Annotated in this window: 16 protein-coding genes; 11 read left to right on the top strand and 5 right to left on the bottom strand. The window is 37.7% G+C overall.

Annotated features, from left to right (window positions below):
- Positions 1 to 501: 501 nt before the first annotated feature.
- The 3 genes from GPS65_RS00295 to GPS65_RS00305 all read left to right on the top strand — a co-directional run bounded on the left by GPS65_RS00295 (position 502) and on the right by GPS65_RS00305 (position 5,307).
- The gene (locus GPS65_RS00295; RefSeq protein ID WP_119125636.1) at positions 502 to 2,385 is read left to right on the top strand and encodes a 3'-5' exonuclease; all 1,884 of its coding nucleotides are present in this window, start codon (positions 502 to 504) and stop codon (positions 2,383 to 2,385) included.
- Positions 2,386 to 2,569: 184 nt separating this feature from the next.
- Positions 2,570 to 4,399, top strand: coding sequence for a hypothetical protein (locus GPS65_RS00300; RefSeq protein ID WP_119125635.1), 1,830 nt, complete (start codon positions 2,570 to 2,572; stop codon positions 4,397 to 4,399).
- Between the two features lie 59 nt (positions 4,400 to 4,458).
- A complete protein-coding gene (locus GPS65_RS00305) occupies positions 4,459 to 5,307 on the top strand; it encodes an MBL fold metallo-hydrolase (protein WP_119125634.1) in 849 nt (282 codons plus the stop codon).
- 68 nt (positions 5,308 to 5,375) lie between these two features.
- Here the strand turns inward: GPS65_RS00305 and GPS65_RS00310 are convergent, their stop codons facing one another.
- Together GPS65_RS00310 and GPS65_RS00315 are read right to left on the bottom strand one after the other, a co-directional pair.
- Complete coding sequence (locus GPS65_RS00310) at positions 5,376 to 5,639, bottom strand: hypothetical protein (protein ID WP_238389120.1); 264 nt, start codon at positions 5,637 to 5,639, stop codon at positions 5,376 to 5,378.
- Positions 5,636 to 5,884, bottom strand: a complete 249-nt coding sequence (locus GPS65_RS00315; RefSeq protein ID WP_119125633.1) for a hypothetical protein — start codon at positions 5,882 to 5,884, stop codon at positions 5,636 to 5,638. The genes GPS65_RS00310 and GPS65_RS00315 overlap by 4 nt, the downstream gene beginning before the upstream one ends.
- Positions 5,885 to 5,985: 101 nt before the next feature.
- Here GPS65_RS00315 and GPS65_RS00320 point away from each other — a divergent pair, with 101 nt between their 5' ends.
- The 3 genes from GPS65_RS00320 (at position 5,986) to GPS65_RS00330 (ending at position 7,663) form a co-directional block, all read left to right on the top strand.
- Positions 5,986 to 6,171, top strand: coding sequence for a hypothetical protein (locus GPS65_RS00320; protein ID WP_238389121.1), 186 nt, complete (start codon positions 5,986 to 5,988; stop codon positions 6,169 to 6,171).
- A gap of 104 nt (positions 6,172 to 6,275) precedes the next feature.
- On the top strand, positions 6,276 to 6,782 hold the full coding sequence (locus tag GPS65_RS00325) for an LURP-one-related/scramblase family protein (RefSeq protein ID WP_119125632.1): 507 nt from the start codon (positions 6,276 to 6,278) through the stop codon (positions 6,780 to 6,782).
- A gap of 8 nt (positions 6,783 to 6,790) precedes the next feature.
- Positions 6,791 to 7,663: a LysR family transcriptional regulator gene (locus GPS65_RS00330; protein WP_238389122.1), complete on the top strand. Its 873-nt coding sequence runs from the start codon at positions 6,791 to 6,793 to the stop codon at positions 7,661 to 7,663.
- A 43-nt stretch (positions 7,664 to 7,706) separates the two neighbouring features.
- Here the strand turns inward: GPS65_RS00330 and GPS65_RS00335 are convergent, their stop codons facing one another.
- The gene (locus tag GPS65_RS00335) at positions 7,707 to 8,603 is read right to left on the bottom strand and encodes a PhzF family phenazine biosynthesis protein (protein WP_119125631.1); all 897 of its coding nucleotides are present in this window, start codon (positions 8,601 to 8,603) and stop codon (positions 7,707 to 7,709) included.
- Positions 8,604 to 8,845: 242 nt separating this feature from the next.
- On the opposite strand from GPS65_RS00335, the gene GPS65_RS00340 reads away from it, so the two are divergent.
- Both GPS65_RS00340 and GPS65_RS00345 read left to right on the top strand, forming a co-directional pair.
- Complete coding sequence (locus GPS65_RS00340; RefSeq protein ID WP_119125630.1) at positions 8,846 to 11,029, top strand: Ig-like domain-containing protein; 2,184 nt, start codon at positions 8,846 to 8,848, stop codon at positions 11,027 to 11,029.
- 82 nt (positions 11,030 to 11,111) lie between these two features.
- Positions 11,112 to 12,122 carry a hypothetical protein gene (locus tag GPS65_RS00345; RefSeq protein WP_186312727.1) on the top strand — a complete coding sequence of 337 codons (1,011 nt, stop codon included), beginning with the start codon at positions 11,112 to 11,114 and terminating at the stop codon, positions 12,120 to 12,122.
- Between the two features lie 49 nt (positions 12,123 to 12,171).
- Here the strand turns inward: GPS65_RS00345 and GPS65_RS00350 are convergent, their stop codons facing one another.
- On the bottom strand, positions 12,172 to 12,882 hold the full coding sequence (locus GPS65_RS00350) for a GntR family transcriptional regulator (RefSeq protein ID WP_012011855.1): 711 nt from the start codon (positions 12,880 to 12,882) through the stop codon (positions 12,172 to 12,174).
- 185 nt (positions 12,883 to 13,067) lie between these two features.
- Between GPS65_RS00350 and bglA the strand changes: the two genes are divergently transcribed.
- Positions 13,068 to 14,507 carry a 6-phospho-beta-glucosidase BglA gene (bglA, locus tag GPS65_RS00355; RefSeq protein WP_119125629.1) on the top strand — a complete coding sequence of 480 codons (1,440 nt, stop codon included), beginning with the start codon at positions 13,068 to 13,070 and terminating at the stop codon, positions 14,505 to 14,507.
- 52 nt (positions 14,508 to 14,559) lie between these two features.
- Here the strand turns inward: bglA and GPS65_RS19390 are convergent, their stop codons facing one another.
- Entirely contained in the window at positions 14,560 to 14,721 is a 162-nt protein-coding gene (locus GPS65_RS19390) for a hypothetical protein (protein ID WP_238389124.1), read from the bottom strand.
- Between the two features lie 161 nt (positions 14,722 to 14,882).
- Here GPS65_RS19390 and GPS65_RS00360 point away from each other — a divergent pair, with 161 nt between their 5' ends.
- Both GPS65_RS00360 and GPS65_RS00365 read left to right on the top strand, forming a co-directional pair.
- Positions 14,883 to 16,118 (top strand): TerD family protein, encoded by a 1,236-nt coding sequence (locus tag GPS65_RS00360; RefSeq protein ID WP_119125628.1) that lies wholly within the window; start codon positions 14,883 to 14,885, stop codon positions 16,116 to 16,118.
- Between the two features lie 439 nt (positions 16,119 to 16,557).
- Entirely contained in the window at positions 16,558 to 17,172 is a 615-nt protein-coding gene (locus GPS65_RS00365) for a hypothetical protein (protein WP_119125627.1), read from the top strand.
- The last annotated feature ends 304 nt before the right edge of the window (positions 17,173 to 17,476 follow it).

Here is a 17,476-nt window from a genome sequence, read left to right on the forward strand (position 1 = left end):
GGTTTTTACCTGAGGAAATAGTAAGCACCTTCTTCAATAAGGAAGGTGCTATTTTTGTTTTTTAGTGAGTTTCAGTTTTTGTATAGAGGTTTGTTTTTTATTTTACGTCCTTTCTCCTCGATTTTTTTGTTTCACAAGTAGCAAGGGCGGATTTTCACACTCGCTCAGCGTTAAACAGAGAACTGGATAAAGGCACTGCAATCGGAAGTGAGAATGAAAAAACTATTAGTATAGTAAAGAATATAAGATTGGAAGAGAAGAGGCATACTAAGATGAAAAAATAAAAGAGATTTTGGCATATAATGCAGAAAAAAGTAACAGATACAAAAAGCTCTTAAATTATTAATTTAAGAGCTTTTTGATTTTTCATCATCTATCTTTCTAACAAACATCTTAACGTTCATTTCTTAAATAATCCTATTAATGTAATATGCGAAGTTAAAACAATCCAGATTATTCCGATATATGGATTATAAGGATAATAGAGGGGTGTTAGTATAAATGGCAATTACATTACCAGAAAGTATTAAAAGTACTGCTACTGCAGGAGAGCGAATTTTATTTCGAACATTAAAGGAATATCTACCCGAAGAGTATATTGTACATTTTGAGCCTAATATCGATGGATTTAGACCAGACTTTGTGATAATTGGTCCTGATTTAGGAGTTTTAGTTTTGGAAGTAAAAGATTACACCAAAAATACAATAAGAGAGCTAAACGATAATACCTGGGGCATTTTAAATTCTTCTGGTGATTTACATAGAGTGAAGAGTCCCCTAGTTCAATCAAGAGAGTATGCTTTTAAAATAAAAGATATGCTTGAGAAAGACATTGATTTAATCAATACAGAAGGGAAATATCAGTTTAAATTAAAGTTTCCTTATGGTTATGGTGTCGTCTTCACTCGGCTTCATGAAGAACAACTTTTAAAAAATAAAGTATATGAGGTTATTGATCCACATTTTATTTTATCGCGTGATCAGATTGATCCAGATAATGACCATTTTGATCCTGAGATCTTAATAGAAAAATTGTTTGATATGTTTCATGTGCCTTTCAAGTTAAATACTCCACTATCATCTGACGAATTAGAAAGGATTCGTTATCATCTATACAAAGAAATACGCGTTGGAGCAGATGTTGAACCAGTCCCTTACCAAGACAAACTGTTATTATCTTTTCGGAACATCAAAACGATGGATCTACATCAAGAAAACTTGGCTAAACAGATTGGTGATAAACATCGGCTAATTAGAGGAGTAGCAGGAAGCGGTAAAACCTTAATCTTAGCGACTCGAGCAAAAATGTTAGCAGAACAACATCCGAATTGGAAGATATTAATACTCTGTTACAATGTAGCTTTGAAACAAAATATTAAACAAATGATTCATTCTAAATTTACAGAACCAGATGATTTTCTGACATCCGATCATAGAAAAACACCAAATTTAAATAATATACAAATTTTAAATTTTCATCACTGGATTAAAAAAGAGCATGGTATTTCAGAACTTGAGATAGATGACTACATTGAAAAAATAGAAAATGATGCTTTAACTCCTGTAAAGTATGATGCCATTTTAATTGATGAAGGACAGGACTTTGAAGGGAGCTGGCTGCATCTCATCAGCTTATGCTTAGATCCAGAGACGCATTCTTTACTTTTAGTAGAAGATAGAGCGCAAGATATCTATCGGAAAAGTAGAAGCTATGTGAAAGATACGGGGCTTGATTTTAGAGGTAGATCTAGAATCTTAAACATAAATTATCGTAATACGTCACAAATTGTGGATTTTGGATGGAAATTTTACGATAGCCATAGAGCTTTAGATCTTAAATTAAAACAAGAACAGACAGAGACAATCGAAATCATCCCTCCAAAAAAGACGAAACGTAAAGGGCCAGAGGTAGAGCTTTTAAGATGTAATACCTTTAAAGAAGAAATAGAGGAGATTACTAAACAAATAGTGGATCAACATAATGAAAAGAACATACCTTACTCTGAAATGGCCATTTTATATCGTATAAAGGGATATAATAACCATTATATATCAGCGATTCAATCTGAATTTCAAACAAAGAATATTCCTTACAATTGGATAACTGAAAATGGTGCAACCAAACATAAGTTCAATCCAGAGGAAGAGACAGTCAAAATTTGTTCTCTCGATAGTAGTAAAGGTCTTGACTTCCACTCAGTTTTTATTGTGAAAGCTGATCTAATGCCATTAAAGTATGAAGAGGATCAAGAAAAAGAAGTGTCTTTAATGTATATAGGAATGACTCGTGCTAAAGAGTACTTATCAATATCCTATTCAGGCGTCTCTTCGTTTACTCAGTATTTTGAGGATGCAAAGCAAAAAGAGCCGACATTTAATCAATAATTTTAAATAGTAAAAGGTATGGGAATTCATTCATTTCCCATACCTTTTTTCATGTAAGAAGAAAAGAAGACTCTTTTTAATAAATATCGTATTATATATAATGAAAACTTAGTTAAAAAAACGATTACAGCAGGTATTGGGAACGATCACATATTCAATCTACAATTACTTAAAGGAGACTTCCATGAGTTTTAAAGCTGACTTTAAACGTGAAATGAGTAACGTAATAAAAGACGTAGAAAAAGAAATAAATAAAACATGGAAAATTGAATATAAAGGACATTCTATAGAAATTACAAACCAAATAAAAGAAGAGCAACTAATCATTGATGGTGTGACAGTTGATAAAAAGCAACGAAAAACTGTATTGTCTCATATAATTCCATATTCAAAATTGTCAGGGATATTGGAACTTCAAGATGGTACTAAACACAAGGTGTCCGTTAAACTTGGCGGTTATGTACGATTTCGTTGTATGGTGAAGGTAGATCATGAAACGGTTTTAGATGATTCAATGAAGATAGAATTTCTACCATGGGATCATAAAGAGAAAATCGTTCCCTTTATTCAACAACAAATTCAAACACATCTTAAAATAGTAGATGATCGTTTACCCGATGAAGATTATTTATTTGGCGAAAATGAACCACGATTGGTTCCCGGTCTATCTGATTATTATGTAGATGAAAGACCTGCCCCTTTTTATGTGAAGAAACTATTGAAGCTTTTTGAAAAACAACTGAATCATCCTACAAATGAAACAAGAAAGAAAACATATGAAAAAATTATTTCTAACAATATGGCGAGCTGTAGTAGTGAATTAGTTGAACGATTTCAGCAAACACAATGGGATGAGTCTCTTGTACAGCAAGAAGCGTTATGGCTTCTTGAGCATGCAGCGCATCGGGAGGTTGTCAAATTTGCAGTCATGATACTGGGATGTACGAACTGCGAAAAATACAAAGAGCTCTTATTCACATTAGGAATGCATGAAGAATTTACTTCTTATGTCGTATTTGCATTGAAGAATGGCACAAGTCAAGGAAACGAACATGTTTGGCGTCTTGCAAAGTCCGTTGATGGATGGGGGAAGATTTCGGCTGTTGAGCAATTGGAAGCATCGACGCCAGAAATAAAACGATGGCTACTAACAAAGGGCTGCAAAAATACAATCATGAATGAATACTTAGGCTATACTTGTGCTCTTCATGGTGATCTGGAATCAGCTTTATCAGAAGATGAAATTTCCAAAGAATTATATGATGGAGCGAGCCTCATCATTCAAGCATTATTAGAAGATGAGGTTTCTATCTACGGTATCGAAGAGTATCCAAATGCAAGCTCAGTTCTCTGCCGTTTTATTCATCATGCTCGTAAGCACTGCCAAACAATTGAGGACTTTTATCCAATTTTGAAAATAAATGAGTTTTTAAATGATGAACAAGAGGTTTGGGAAGAACGATTGAATGATTCAGGGACACAGGGCGATTATAAGGCTGTCCAGGAAGTGGTTCAACCGTTTATCAATGACAGTAGATGGCCAAAGCTTGCAATCGATTCGTTACAACAGGGTTTTAGCTCCCAAGCACTTAAAATTGCTCTCTTTTATCGTTTAGATGTGATTGAACATCTATTTGCTTTACTTGAGAAAGATCCGGCAAATAGTGAAATATACTTTGCTGTGATGGACACAAATCATCACCAGCATATTAGAGAGCTTTGTACATTTGCAGAAACACATTTATCGTTATCAAACCCCTCAGATGATGAATTGGCTTGTCTACAATATATTGTGCAAGATTTATATGAACACGACGGTGTAGGATTGCCATTGATTCAAGCTGCACTTAGATCAGATGATGGGAATTTACAGTATCATGCTTTAAGTGTATTAAGAGAATGGTCTCCTTCGTATGCGCAGCAAGGGGTCACAAGGGAATTGATTGAACATATTTCTGTGAAGACGAAGGATAAAGAAGATCGAAAGTTAGCCAAATACTTATTAAAGAAATAGGATTCGGTTTACCTTCGCACTACGAGAATAAAATCTAAATATTAGAAAGCAGGCACACCATGCACACAATCAAAAAAATAGGCAAAACCTTCTCCTACATCACACCAATATCACTCACCGACCGGCCCATCCTAGGCATGGTCGTAGGCAATAACAAAACATTAATGATCGATGCTGGAAACTCAGAAGATCATGCGAACTATTTCATCCAAAAGACCTTAAAACAAGAGAACGCCAAGCCTGATCTCGTTGTCCTCACTCACTGGCATTGGGATCATATTTTTGGTTTGCCGGCGCTGCCTGATACGGTTTCGATTGCTTCTGCAAAAACCAGAAAGGAAATGGAGGAGCTTGTTCCGTTTTCTTGGTCAGATGAGGCGATTGATGAGCGGGTGAGGGAAGGAACGGAGATTGAGTTTTGCGCGAAGGCGATAAAAGAAGAATATCATAATCATCGAGACATTCAGGTGGTTTTACCGGATGTCACGTTTGACCGTCGGATGGAGATTGATCTTGGCGGGGTTACTTGTGTCGTGCAACATGTTGGGGGCGATCATGCTGCTGATTCAGTGATTGTGTATGTGAAAGAAGAGAAAATCCTTTTTCTTGGTGATTGCATTTATCCAAAAATGTATGCCGAAAAAGTACATTATACGGTGAAAGAAATCTTGCGTCTTTTAGATGAGTTAGATGCTTTTGATGCCGATACGTATATTCCTTCACACCAAAGACCGTGGTCAAAAGAGGAGTTTCGTCAGGAAACAGATAAGCTTCGGATGATGGCGAAATACACAGATCTTTGTGGTGGAGATCAACAGAGAATCACGATAGAATATCAAAATTACGTGAACAGAGAATTGAAAGAAGATGAACTAGAAACCATTGCTTACTTTGTAAATGGTTATTAAATAATTGTGGTGACTAAACAGAAAAAGTCTCGTTTGAGGGAAATCACTCAAATGAGACTTTTTTATTTCTAAGGCAAACCTATAACGTCTTCTGCATCACGAACTGTGACAGACATATTTTTAGCATTAATAATAATGACACAATCCCAAGTCGGCTTAATTTGCAGTCCATCATTCTCATCAATACGGATAATTCCTTTAAATTCAACAGTCTGTTCTAGAAAAACCATTTTCTTTTCAGTATCATCTTTGACTGCTGTGACATGTTCAGGATAGTGAACTGTCCAATCATAAAAAGTAATTTTCTTCATAGTTCCTCCTGCTTTTTTCATTCGTACACTTCTCCGAATACTTCTTCTGTTTGCCGGATTGTTAGAGATTTGTTGGTTGGATCAATTGAAATGACACAATCCCAAGTCGGTTTGATTTGTAGCTCGTTGTTGTCATCCATCCAAATGATGCTATTTAGTTCAATGGATGGCTCTAAAATGACCATCTTCTTTTCATGATGATCTGTTATTGCCGTTAAGTCTGCTTGTAATTGAATGGTCCAATCAAAAAAAGTGATCATTTTCATTTGTATCTCCTCTCATCATCGCTTATATTTCCATTATAACTTGAGTGTCTTCTGATACAATTTTTTATCAAATCTTCTAATACTAGAGAGGTAACTTACAGATGGACAAAATACCTGAACCATACGCCACCTTCAAAACCAAAATATCCAACTATCCAATCGAACAAAATCATTGGCAAGCCTTCAAAGATGGAACAACGATTAAACAATTAAAAGCGGGTACATGCATGATCAAGGCTGGCGATCCAGTGAAGCATGAAAAAGAATCTCTGAAAATGGATCAGTAATCGAAAACCACCTGCTATCAGGTGGTTTTTTGTACATTATATTTTTTGGTATAATCAGGGGTAAAGGAAGAACGGATAAATTTTGAACTGAATCGGAGGTATTTATGAAGCAGCTTTATATGAAGCAAAAGGTATTTAGTCTGAGCGGCAGGTTTACGGTAAAGGATCAGCAGGAGAACGATGTGTATGTGGTCGAAGGCAGCTTTATGAAGATGCCGAAGACGTTTACCATTTTGAATACAGAACGACATGAAATCGCTGTGATTACGAAGAAAATGTTTACCTTTTTACCGAAGTTTTTAGTAGAAGTTGGTGGTCAAGAGGTATTGACGATCAAAAAAGAGTTTACGTTCTTTAAAGCAAAATATTCAATTGATGCCGCGGGTGTAGAAGTACAAGGTAACTGGTGGGACATGAATTTCCAAGTGCTGCAAAACGGCGAAGTGATCGGTCAGGTGAAGAAGGAATGGTTTACTTGGGGTGACAGCTATAAGGTTGATATTTTGAAAGATGAGATGGAGCCTGTGATGATTGCGCTCGTTGTTGCGATTGATTGTGTGAAAGCTGATGAAGCAGCGTCTAGGTCTTCGTCGTCAGCAACGACGAATTAATAAGTGAGGTGAGCACACTGATCACATTCCAATACAAAGTATTTCTAACAGTCGTCGAGTGCGGCAGTTTTACAAAAGCCGGGGAAAAGCTTGGTTTGACGCAGTCTGGAGTTAGTCACAATATTGCGAAGCTTGAGTCAGAGTTAGGGGTTGTGCTGCTTGGGCGGAATCGAAACGGGTTGTCGTTAACGGATGCAGGTGAGCGGGTGATGCCGCATATTCGGCAAATCATTCATCATGCGTCATTGCTTGAGCAGGAGGCGGCGCTAATTCAAGGGATGGAAGTGGGGAGTATCAAGATCGGAACGTTCTCTAGTTTTTCTTCAAAAATGCTTCCGCAGCTGATCCACCTTTTTACCAAAAAGTATCCCAATATCCAAGTAGAATTATATGAAGGTGGTTATGAGGAGATTGAGGAATGGATTGCATCTGGCACGATTGATGTTGGTTTTTTAACGCAGCCATCGAGAGAATTCGAAACCATTCCACTTTTCCAAGATGAATTGGTGGTGCTTATGCAAGAGGACCATCGCTTCAATACGAAGAAAGTGATAGAAGTTGACTCGTTACATGATGAATCATTCATTATGCCCAAGGCGGGTTGTGATCTGCTTATTAAGAAATTATTAAAAGAAAGAGGCGTGAAGCCTCATGTTTTATTTGAAATTGGAGACAACAATACGCTCATTTCGATGGTTCAAGAAGGGCTCGGAGTGACCATCATTCCGACATTAATTTTGCCGCCGCAGATGTCTCATACGAAAGTGATTCCACTTGAGACAAGCGTATATCGTGAAATCAACTTGGCGTTCAAGTCATTTAAAGTAGCATCGCCATCGGCCAAAAGATGGATCGAAGTCGTCAAAGATCATTTTAAGTAAATTCAGCTTGAACGAGATGTCTCCCATTCAAGCTGATGATTTATTATATGGTCAACACGCCGCGAATAGTGATAACCGCTGCGCCTGCCACTTTGATCACAGGTTTTGATTCGTTCGGAATAACCGTAATGCGAAGGATGCCGGGTCTGCCGATGGCATCCCCTTGAGCAATGTTCAGACGAGTGGTTTCTTGTTGAGAAATGATACCCTCTATATAAAGATAACCAGCCAATGCCCCGTTTGCTGCCCCCGTCACCGGATCTTCGGGTATCCCAATCCCAGGTGCAAAATCCCTCGTGTAAAGATCAACTTCTTTTGCGGTATGAAATGTATAAAGGTGAGTCGTTGTGATATTCTGCTCTTTATTCATTTTCCCTAAAGCCGCTAAGTTCGGTGCCGCTTGGTCAATGTCCTGTTGGTGCTTCATCGGAACAAGAAGATGCCAGTTTCCGGTGTTTGCTAATTTGATAGGGTAAGATGGATCAATGCGATCACTGCTGACACCAATCATGTCACTAAGCTCTTCTAAATCGATCATAAAATCTCGCGTTTTCGGCGTCACTTGCGTCATTTCCACATCGATGACTTTGCCATTTTCTTCGTGCCATACAACAGGAACATGGCCAATCTTCGTTTCTAACACGACCCCTGTTTTCTCTTTTGCCAGCCCAAGCTCCGTCGCTAAAAGCCAAGTCAATCCAACAGTCGCATGCCCGCAGAAATTGACCTCCTCTGTCGGTGTGAAGTATTTGACCCGATAATCAGCTTCTTTATCATGTGCAGGCAGCAAGAAGACAGATTCAGGTAAGTTCAACTCTTTGGCGATATTCTGCATCTCATCCTCCGTTAAAAGATCACCATCCAACACGACCCCAGCAACATTCCCTCCAAATTTCTCAGTTGTAAACGCATCGACATGATACACCCTAATGTCTCTCATATAATGAATCCTCCTATAGAATCTTGTTACGTTTATCATAAGTTTGATCATTCCATTCGTAAAATGAATCTTTTTGATACTTTAAATCGGAAGTGTTCATGTAAGGGAGCGAAATTCACAGTATCTATTAAAATAGTAATTAGATAAGCCTTTAGTCACATTATTAACTCTTGTGCCTACATTGGATGAAATGTATAATATTTGTATATTAAAACATTAATAGGAAAAGAGAGGATATCTTTATGAAAATAGTCCTGAAAATAGTAGTTTCTATTCTTTGTATGATGATGTTAACTTTCAATATACAAGAAAATGTGAGTGCCGCAGAGGGTGGAACGAAAACAACAGTTGATCGTTATCAATATGGTGATAATTATCTGACAGGTAAAACAGCGCCAAACGCAATCGTTGCATTCGTAGATTGGGGTGTTCCGAGTAACTGGAAATCTAAATATATGCACTATGCAAAAGCAGATAGTAACGGAAACTTTAAGTTGTTTTCTTGGAACATTAGTTCAGGCCAAACGGTGGGGTTAGATACGTACGACCAAAATGGGACAAAGCTTTCTTCAAACAAAGTGTATGTATTCAAGGAATCGTTTACCTCATTAGATCCGATATATGATACTTCTCAGGAGCTAACTGGGAAAACTGTGAAGAACACAAAAGTAGAGGTCATGAAAGATGGCAAAGTGATTGCATCAGGCACATTCAATGATGCCATTCAATTAAAGCTGCCTGCCCTAAATGCAGGCACATTCCTAACAGTGAAAATGACGACTGGCAGCAATATCGACGTTTACAAAAAAATTGTGAATCCTAAGAAAATCTCACTTATTCCTACGACGAAATGGTCGAAATCAGTGAAAGGCCAAACGGGAATTCCTTATGCAAAGATCGTCTTTAAAAATCAAAAATCAGGTGACATCATTCAATCGATGACTGCAGATGGTGATGGCAATTTTGAATTGAGTGTGGACAATAACACAATAAAAGCATTGGATCAAAGTGAATTTCAAGTGATGGAACCCTCTTATGATAATGCTTTGTATGAGACCACTTTCCGACTTAGATCAACCGCTCCGACGATTGATCCATTTACTCAGCTTTCTACTTCAGTAGCTGGGACCGCAACTCCTAAAAGTATGATCAATATTTTAGATGGAGAGGGGAGAGTCATTGGGGAAGGTCAGACAGACGCTAATGGCGTCTATGATGTTCCTGTTTCAAAGTTAATCGGTGGTGACTTAATTACAGTCAAGTCGTTCATGGCAGATAACCCGAATGAAACGAATCAATCTCAGGAAGATGTACAGAAAGTTTTTGTGGAGGAAATCGATGACTCAAGTGATACCATTAACGGCATCAGTACGTTTGGTGATCAAGCTGTTGTAGAGGTACAAACTGATTCAGCGAATAACACAATAAGAGCAATGTCGAATCTCAGTTCAAGTATAACGAAAAAGAAATATGGACCGTTTGCCATTACTCCGGGGAAAAACTTCAAATTAAAAACAGGGAAATTAATGAAAGGGTCTAAAGTAACCATCACGTTGCAAAGTGGAAAGAGAAAGGTTGCCCTGCCAGCTGTTACCGTTAAAAAAGTTGTCACATCCCCACTTCTATCATCTCAAGTGAAGGTGACAAACAACAAAGGCAAAAACGATACAGTGACGATAAAAGGAATCAAAAAACAATCCGTCATTAAAATCTTTAAACAAGCTTCTGGTGGAAAAGCAATTGCTCAACAGACTGTATCTAGCTCGAACGTGACGATTTCCTTGAAGCAATTAGGCCAAACAAATGGAACACTTTATATCAGTATCAAAGAGCCTAGTTTAAAAGAGAGCAATCGAGTATCGATTCGTTATCAGGGTGAAAAATCAGATGTTTTGAAAGCCAACCAAGTCAAAATCAATAATCTTAAAAATAAAAAAGACGTCATTACAGTGAGTAAGATCAAGAAAAAAGATGTCATCAAAGTTTATTCAACAAATGGAAAACTACTTGCCACATCAAAACCAGCGAACAGTTCATCTATCAAGCTGTACGTTAAACAAGTAGGGGCTAAGAGCGGTAAAGTGTATGTGACTCGGAGCGGAGATAAGATGCTGGAAAGCGGAAAGCAAGCCATTTCTTTTAAGGGTGAACCATCTGCTGCGCTAAAAAGCAATCAAATCAAAATCGTGAACAACAAGAAGAAAAAAGACGTTGTCACGATCAGTCAATTAGCGAAACAAGATGTGGTCAAAATCTATCATTCATCAGGGAAGCTGATTGGAAAATCAACGGTTTCTAAAGGCAAGGCTGTGAAAGTCACTTTTAAACAACTTGGTGCCAAGGGTGGAAAGCTTTACTTCACCGTCACTGGGAAAGGCATGTCAGAAAGTAATAAGACAGTAAAGAAGTTTCAGGCTGAAAAGTAGTGTGCTCAATCGCCATTCATTTAGGGTGGCGATTTTTAAATAGCTAAATGATACAAATTTCATTGATAGGAGCGTGTTTTTTTTGAAAAAAATAAAGATTATCATTTCAATGGCTGTCATCTTTTTGTGCAGTATATGGTCTACTACTGTTCAGGCTCAATCAGGATATTTCAATACGTATACAACGTATTCTGCAATGTCTGGTTCTGGGTTTTACACTTCTATGCAAGGGATGGCTGTAGATCGTAATAATAATACGATTTATTCTGCAAAAATAAATACGTCAAATCATATGACGCAATTGTATTCGACAAAAATGAACGGCTCGTCCAGCAAAAGAATAGTTAAGCTTCTTAAAAACTCTGACACCAACAGTACTATCAATGATTTAGGACATGCGAATGACCTAGCTGTGAAAGCTCAAAAAGGTGATGAACAAGTTAGCTTGTATGTAGCGCCTATGACCGATGGTGTAAAGTATGTAAAAAAAATAGTGAAGTTAAGTGTGAACACGAAGAAAAATACGTACAAAGTGGCTAAATCTTATGTCCTACAGTACCAAGGGGCGGATCTATCAATTAGTGGCATCACATATTCTGTTGGAACTGATAAGTTTATTGTAAGGTCTGGCAATCGCTTTTTTATTGGGAATTTTAATGACAAAAAAGGGCAGTTTGAATATGAGGCAACGTTTACATTAAATTATACAAAAGCTGTCGTAAACCAATCAGTGGTCGATGTGTCCAAATACATTCTTCAAGGAATCTCATTCTACCAAGGAACATTATATGTGCCTTTATCTAAACCGGATACTAACGGAGGAGCTTCTAATGTGAGTGTTATTCTCACATATCCGCTAAATATTAATCAAATGATCAAAGAGCAAAAGGAGACACCTACAAAGGATTTTTCAAAAGAATTGTTTACGAGAAAAGATCTTTCATTCCGAATTACGAGCAGTGCATTTACTCTTTTTGAAATAGAAGCTGTCGATTTTGATGACGGAACATTATATTTTAATACGAATCGTGGTAAAAAAGGAACACAAGAAGATATGATAGCCACGTTTAATGACTATAACTATTACAAATAAATTGACTACTTTAAAAGACCCCTCAGCCATGAGGGGTCTTTTCCATCCATCACCCATAATAATTATTCGCCTGAATAAAAAATTGGGATTGCATGTAGTTATATGTGATTTTCGAGAAGTCGAAAGGCTGGCCGTTTGTGAGATGAAAGACGGTTTCGACGCGGAGAGCGGGATCGTCTTGTTTAAGGCCGAGGTGTTTTGCTTCGGTTTCATTCAGTTTTCCTACTTGCAAGTACATATCGGAAAAGCCGACTTTGAGCCCAAGGCCTTCACTTATAAATTTAAAAACAGAATCGGCGGCAATTTCTGTGTTGAGATAGGGAATGATGGTTTTTCGGTAATAGGATTCTTCTAGACATAAGGTTTGTCCATTGATATAACGGATGCGTTTGAGGTAAAAAACATCCTCTTCTTCTTCAATATTCAAATTAAGCGCTGCTTCTTCGGGCGGTTTGATGGTGTCCAGCATTAAAACCTCTGATGTCAGTTGAAACTCCTCTAAATCTTTTTTAAACCCTTGGTTGGATAAAAGGCTGATGTAGCCCTTGCGTCTGTGTCTTCGAACAAAGATGCCGCTGCCCCTCACTTGATAGATAATTCCTTTTCTTTCGAGTAAGTCTAATGATTTGATAATGGTGCTTTTGCTCACAGCAAATTGGCTCATGAGGGTTTCGAGTACAGGAAGCTTGTCTCCTTGCTGTAGCTCATGGGTGACAATATATTTTTCAATATCGCTCGCAATTTGTTGATACTTTAACATAGCTATTCCTCTTTGTTTTCACGATTTATTGTCTTTGATTATAGCACATACCGATTTTTCTTTGATATGCTAAATGAAATTATATATGCATTGATAAATTGTGCCGGTATAATTATAATGTACATATACTAGTAGTGATACAGCCAATGGACGTCATGATAACAATTGTGAAATAGGAGGAATAGATAATGACATTACCAAAAGATTTCCTATGGGGCGGCGCATTAGCTGCACATCAATTTGAAGGTGGATGGAATGAAGCAGGAAAAGGTCCAAGTGTTGTGGATGTAATGACAGCCGGAGCCCATGGAGTGCCGAGACAAATTACGGAGACGATAGAAGAAAGCAAATTTTATCCGAACCATGAAGCAATCGATTTCTACCATCGTTACAAGGAAGATATCGCGATGTTTGCCGAAATGGGCTTAAAATGCCTTCGTACATCCATTGGCTGGAGCCGGATTTTCCCAAAGGGAGATGAAGCGGAACCGAATGAAGCTGGTTTACAATTCTATGATGATGTATTCGATGAACTGCTCAAGCATGGCATCGAGCCTGTAATTACACTGTCTCACTTTGAGATGCCGCTTCATTTGGCAAGAGAATACGGCGGATTCAGAAGTCGAAAAGTGGCGGAATACTTCGCGAAATTCGCTGAAGTGTGCTTCAATCGTTACAAGGACAAGGTCACGTACTGGATGACATTTAATGAAATCAATAACAAAATGGATGTCAACAACCCGCTGTTCCTATGGACAAACTCAGGAGTATCTATCAAAGAAGGCGAAAATGCCAAAGAAATTATGTATCAAGCAGGACATCATGAATTACTAGCAAGTGCATGGGCAGTAGCAAAAGGCAAAGAAATCAATCCTGCTTTTCAAATTGGTGCAATGGTATCTCACGTACCAATCTATCCGTATTCCTCAAATCCAGAGGACGTCATGCTTGCTGAAGAATATATGAGACAACGCTATTTCTTCCCAGACGTACAAGTTCGGGGCTACTATCCAAGCTATGCACTCAAAGAATTCGAACGCGAAGGCTATCAAATTCCGTTTGAAGAAGGCGATGAAGAAAGCTTAAGAAAAGGGAAAGTAGATTATCTTGGCTTTAGCTACTACATGTCGACGACGGTTAAAAGTGATGCAGTGTCTGATAACGACGGAGACATTGTCAACGGAGCCCTTCCGCATGGAGTAGACAATCCTTATATCAAATCAAGTGACTGGGGCTGGTCCATTGACCCGACAGGCTTAAGATATACGCTGAATCGTTTTTACGATCGCTATCAAATCCCGCTCTTTATTGTTGAAAATGGATTTGGTGCCATTGATCAAGTGGAGGATGACGGTTCCATTCATGACCCAGAACGAATTCAATATCTCGCTTCTCATATCGAAGCACTGAAAAAAGCCATCGAATACGACGGTGTTGACCTGATTGGCTACACACCTTGGGGTATCATTGACATCGTGTCTTTCACAACAGGTGAAATGAAAAAACGCTACGGCATGATCTACGTTGACCGCGACAACGAAGGCAACGGCTCAATGGAGAGACTCAAAAAAGATTCGTTTACTTGGTATCAAAACGTCATTGCCACGAATGGTGAAGAAGTGTAATAAAGGAAAAAATAGAAACCCGAATGAGCGTGGTATATGCTTGTTCGGGTTTTCATCGTTTATGTTTTGATAGACTCTGAATACAAAGAAAAAAGAGAGTAATGGCGACAAAATAGTTTATTGGATTGTGAAAGATCTCCATGTTCAAGGATATTTGAAGAAGAATCCAAAGGACGAATATGACCATAACAACAGGAATGATTTTTTTATACATATTGATTCTCCTTTTGAGAGTGGTTTGTTTTTAGTTAGCATTGTCTCATATTGTTGTAGAGATTGAAAAGAGATAAAGAAATGAATAGGTTTCATTACATGATTTGGTATAATTGATCTATAAAAACGTTAAATGGTAGATAAAGAATAGGAGTTGTTGTAATGAATCACACTCTGCAAATGGGAGCCAATACCGTACTAAACTCTCCAAAGGGGCAGGTATCCATCAGCTATGAAGGATCATCTGACATTGATATTTCTTTAACAGCATTTCTTTTAACAGATTCGGATCAGGTTGAAGGAGATCATGGCATTATTTTTTACAATCAACCAGAGAGTGCTTCGGGTGCAGCGGCACTTTTACCAGCAGATGTATCAGGTCAGTTGAAAAGGCATCAATTGAATTTTGATATGAGCAAAGTGCCAGCTGGAATCACAAAGATGGCTATTACATTAACAGAAGATCAAGGAACGGGCTTTTCTCAAGTGAAGCATTTGCAAGCAGAAATTCGAACAGGCGATGAGGTGTTTTATCTAACACCAGTAAACTTTACGAATGAAAAGGGCATTGTCGTAGTAGAGCTGTATATAAGAAATGGTGATACGAAGGCACGATCAATCTGGCGGGGATTCGATTCTGGGCTGGAAGGGCTATGCAAGCTTTATGGTGTGGAGGTTGAACCAGATGAACAAGAGATGTCTACACCACTAATGGCTCCTGAAAAACAACCAATTGATGATCCTGCTCAAACGAAGGCAACAGCTATAGAGAAAGTCGCTGCACCTATCAGTTTAGAAAAAGTTCAAGGTAAAATTAGTCTAGACAAAGGTCATAAACCGATCATCATTGAGAAAACGCCTGAGATCACAGCGACAGTATCTTGGGAGTCTGGCACCGATTATGATATTTATGCATTGGTCTACACAAAGTCAGGAAAGCAAGTAGATGTGGCTATGTTTGGTGCGAAAGGAATTCCTGCTCTCAAAAGTTACGGAAACGGAGCTGTTGAGCATATGGGAGATGTCGGTAGAGACCATGAATCAATGAAAACAGAAGTGATTAAACTTCGGTTAAATGATGATATCCTTGCTGTCGTTCCAGTCGTTTATTCTGCTCAATCAAACGGGACAGGTTCTTTTTATAGATATAGAGTATCTATGAGTATCGATAATCATCAAGGAACGTCTGTGACGATTCATTCCAAACATGCCAATGACAATGATCGTATTTATTCTTGTGTGCCAGGTATGCTTCAAAATACAAATGATGGTGTAATCATCCGCCCACTTGAGCTATACAGCAAACCAAACTCTGAGCGCAGACCGAAATTAAAATTGAAGTCTTCTAATGAAATTGAGGTATTGATGGATAAAGGACCTGTCAATGATTACAAATAAAACGGATGTATGGCTAGCTCCAAAAAGGTGACTTCTATGAATAATAAGCCTAAAAGAATTGAAACTCTAAAAAGAAAAAGCACAAGAAAGCACTTAATGAATGAAGCTATATGACACTTCCAGAAAACGCATTTTTATTGGATTATGCATAGAACGAACGGAATATTATCATGAGCTAAGTATTTGGTGTGGTGTAAGAAATAACAAATTTGGTGCACAGCTTGCATAAACCATAGCTTTTTTATTTAACTTTTGCTTAAATAGTCCCAAAGTTATATTTTTTGGTTCGATTAAACAATTAATTGAGTACAAATATCTAATTTTTTTGTTAAAAATTTCTTCTGCCAACCGATATAGATATTATCATCCAAAAATGTTCGTTTCAGGAAATTGAATTTGTGATGAAACACTATATCGTTATGAGGGAAGGAAGTTTAAAATGAAGTTTTTAAAGAAAAGTTGGAAGTATATTGTAGTAGCCATTGTTGCTATGTTTATCGGATCGGCAATGTCTGGTTCCTCACCATCAAAAGCAAGTGAAAAACTAAAGAAAGAAAACGAAACTCTGCAGAAAAAAGTAGATGAGTTAGCTCCATATGCAAAGTTAGCCGAAGCTGATGCAAAAGAAAAAATGGAGAAAATAGAAAAGAAAAAAGAAGAAGAAGCAAAAGCTAAAAAAGAAGAAGAGAAAAAGAAAGAAGAATTAGCAAAGAAAAAAGCTGAGGAACAAGAGAAAAAGGGTTACGATACTGGTATCACTTACGATCAATTGGCTAGAACACCTGAAAAATATAAAGGAAAAAAAGTGAAATTTAAAGGTGAAGTTGTCCAAGTCATGGAAGGTGACGGTACGACGGAAATAAGAGTAGCTGTAGATGAATATTACAATGATATTGTTTATGGCGCTTATCAAGCTGATCTCGTTAAATCGCGAGTCTTAGAAGGAGACGTAATTACTTTTATGGGTACTTCTGAGGGTGTCATTACATATGAATCCACGACAGATGGTAATATTACAATTCCAAGCGTAAATATTGAGAAAATCGAGAATTAAGGTTTTCTATCGAACACTTAAAAAGTTTTTACTTGGATTAAGAGTCAACCGTCAAAGTTGGTAGACGATCAAAAAGGAGTGGACACCTGCCACTCCTTTTTTTGTATCAATTCCTCTCAAATTTAAGCAATTCACTATCATTACCTTTCACATTCATATAAAATAAGATCAGTGAAAAATTGAAGAAATGCTTGATACATGAAGGGCATGTAAGCGGTGAGCTGCATGACATGATGAGATGTATGAACGTGAAGGCTGTAAAGCTGTTCTTCCTCACATATGAGATCTTATAAATGGTCACTTC

The sequence above is a fragment of the Bacillus pumilus genome, assembly GCF_009937765.1.
GTDB classification, from domain to species: Bacteria; Bacillota; Bacilli; order Bacillales; family Bacillaceae; genus Bacillus; species Bacillus pumilus_O.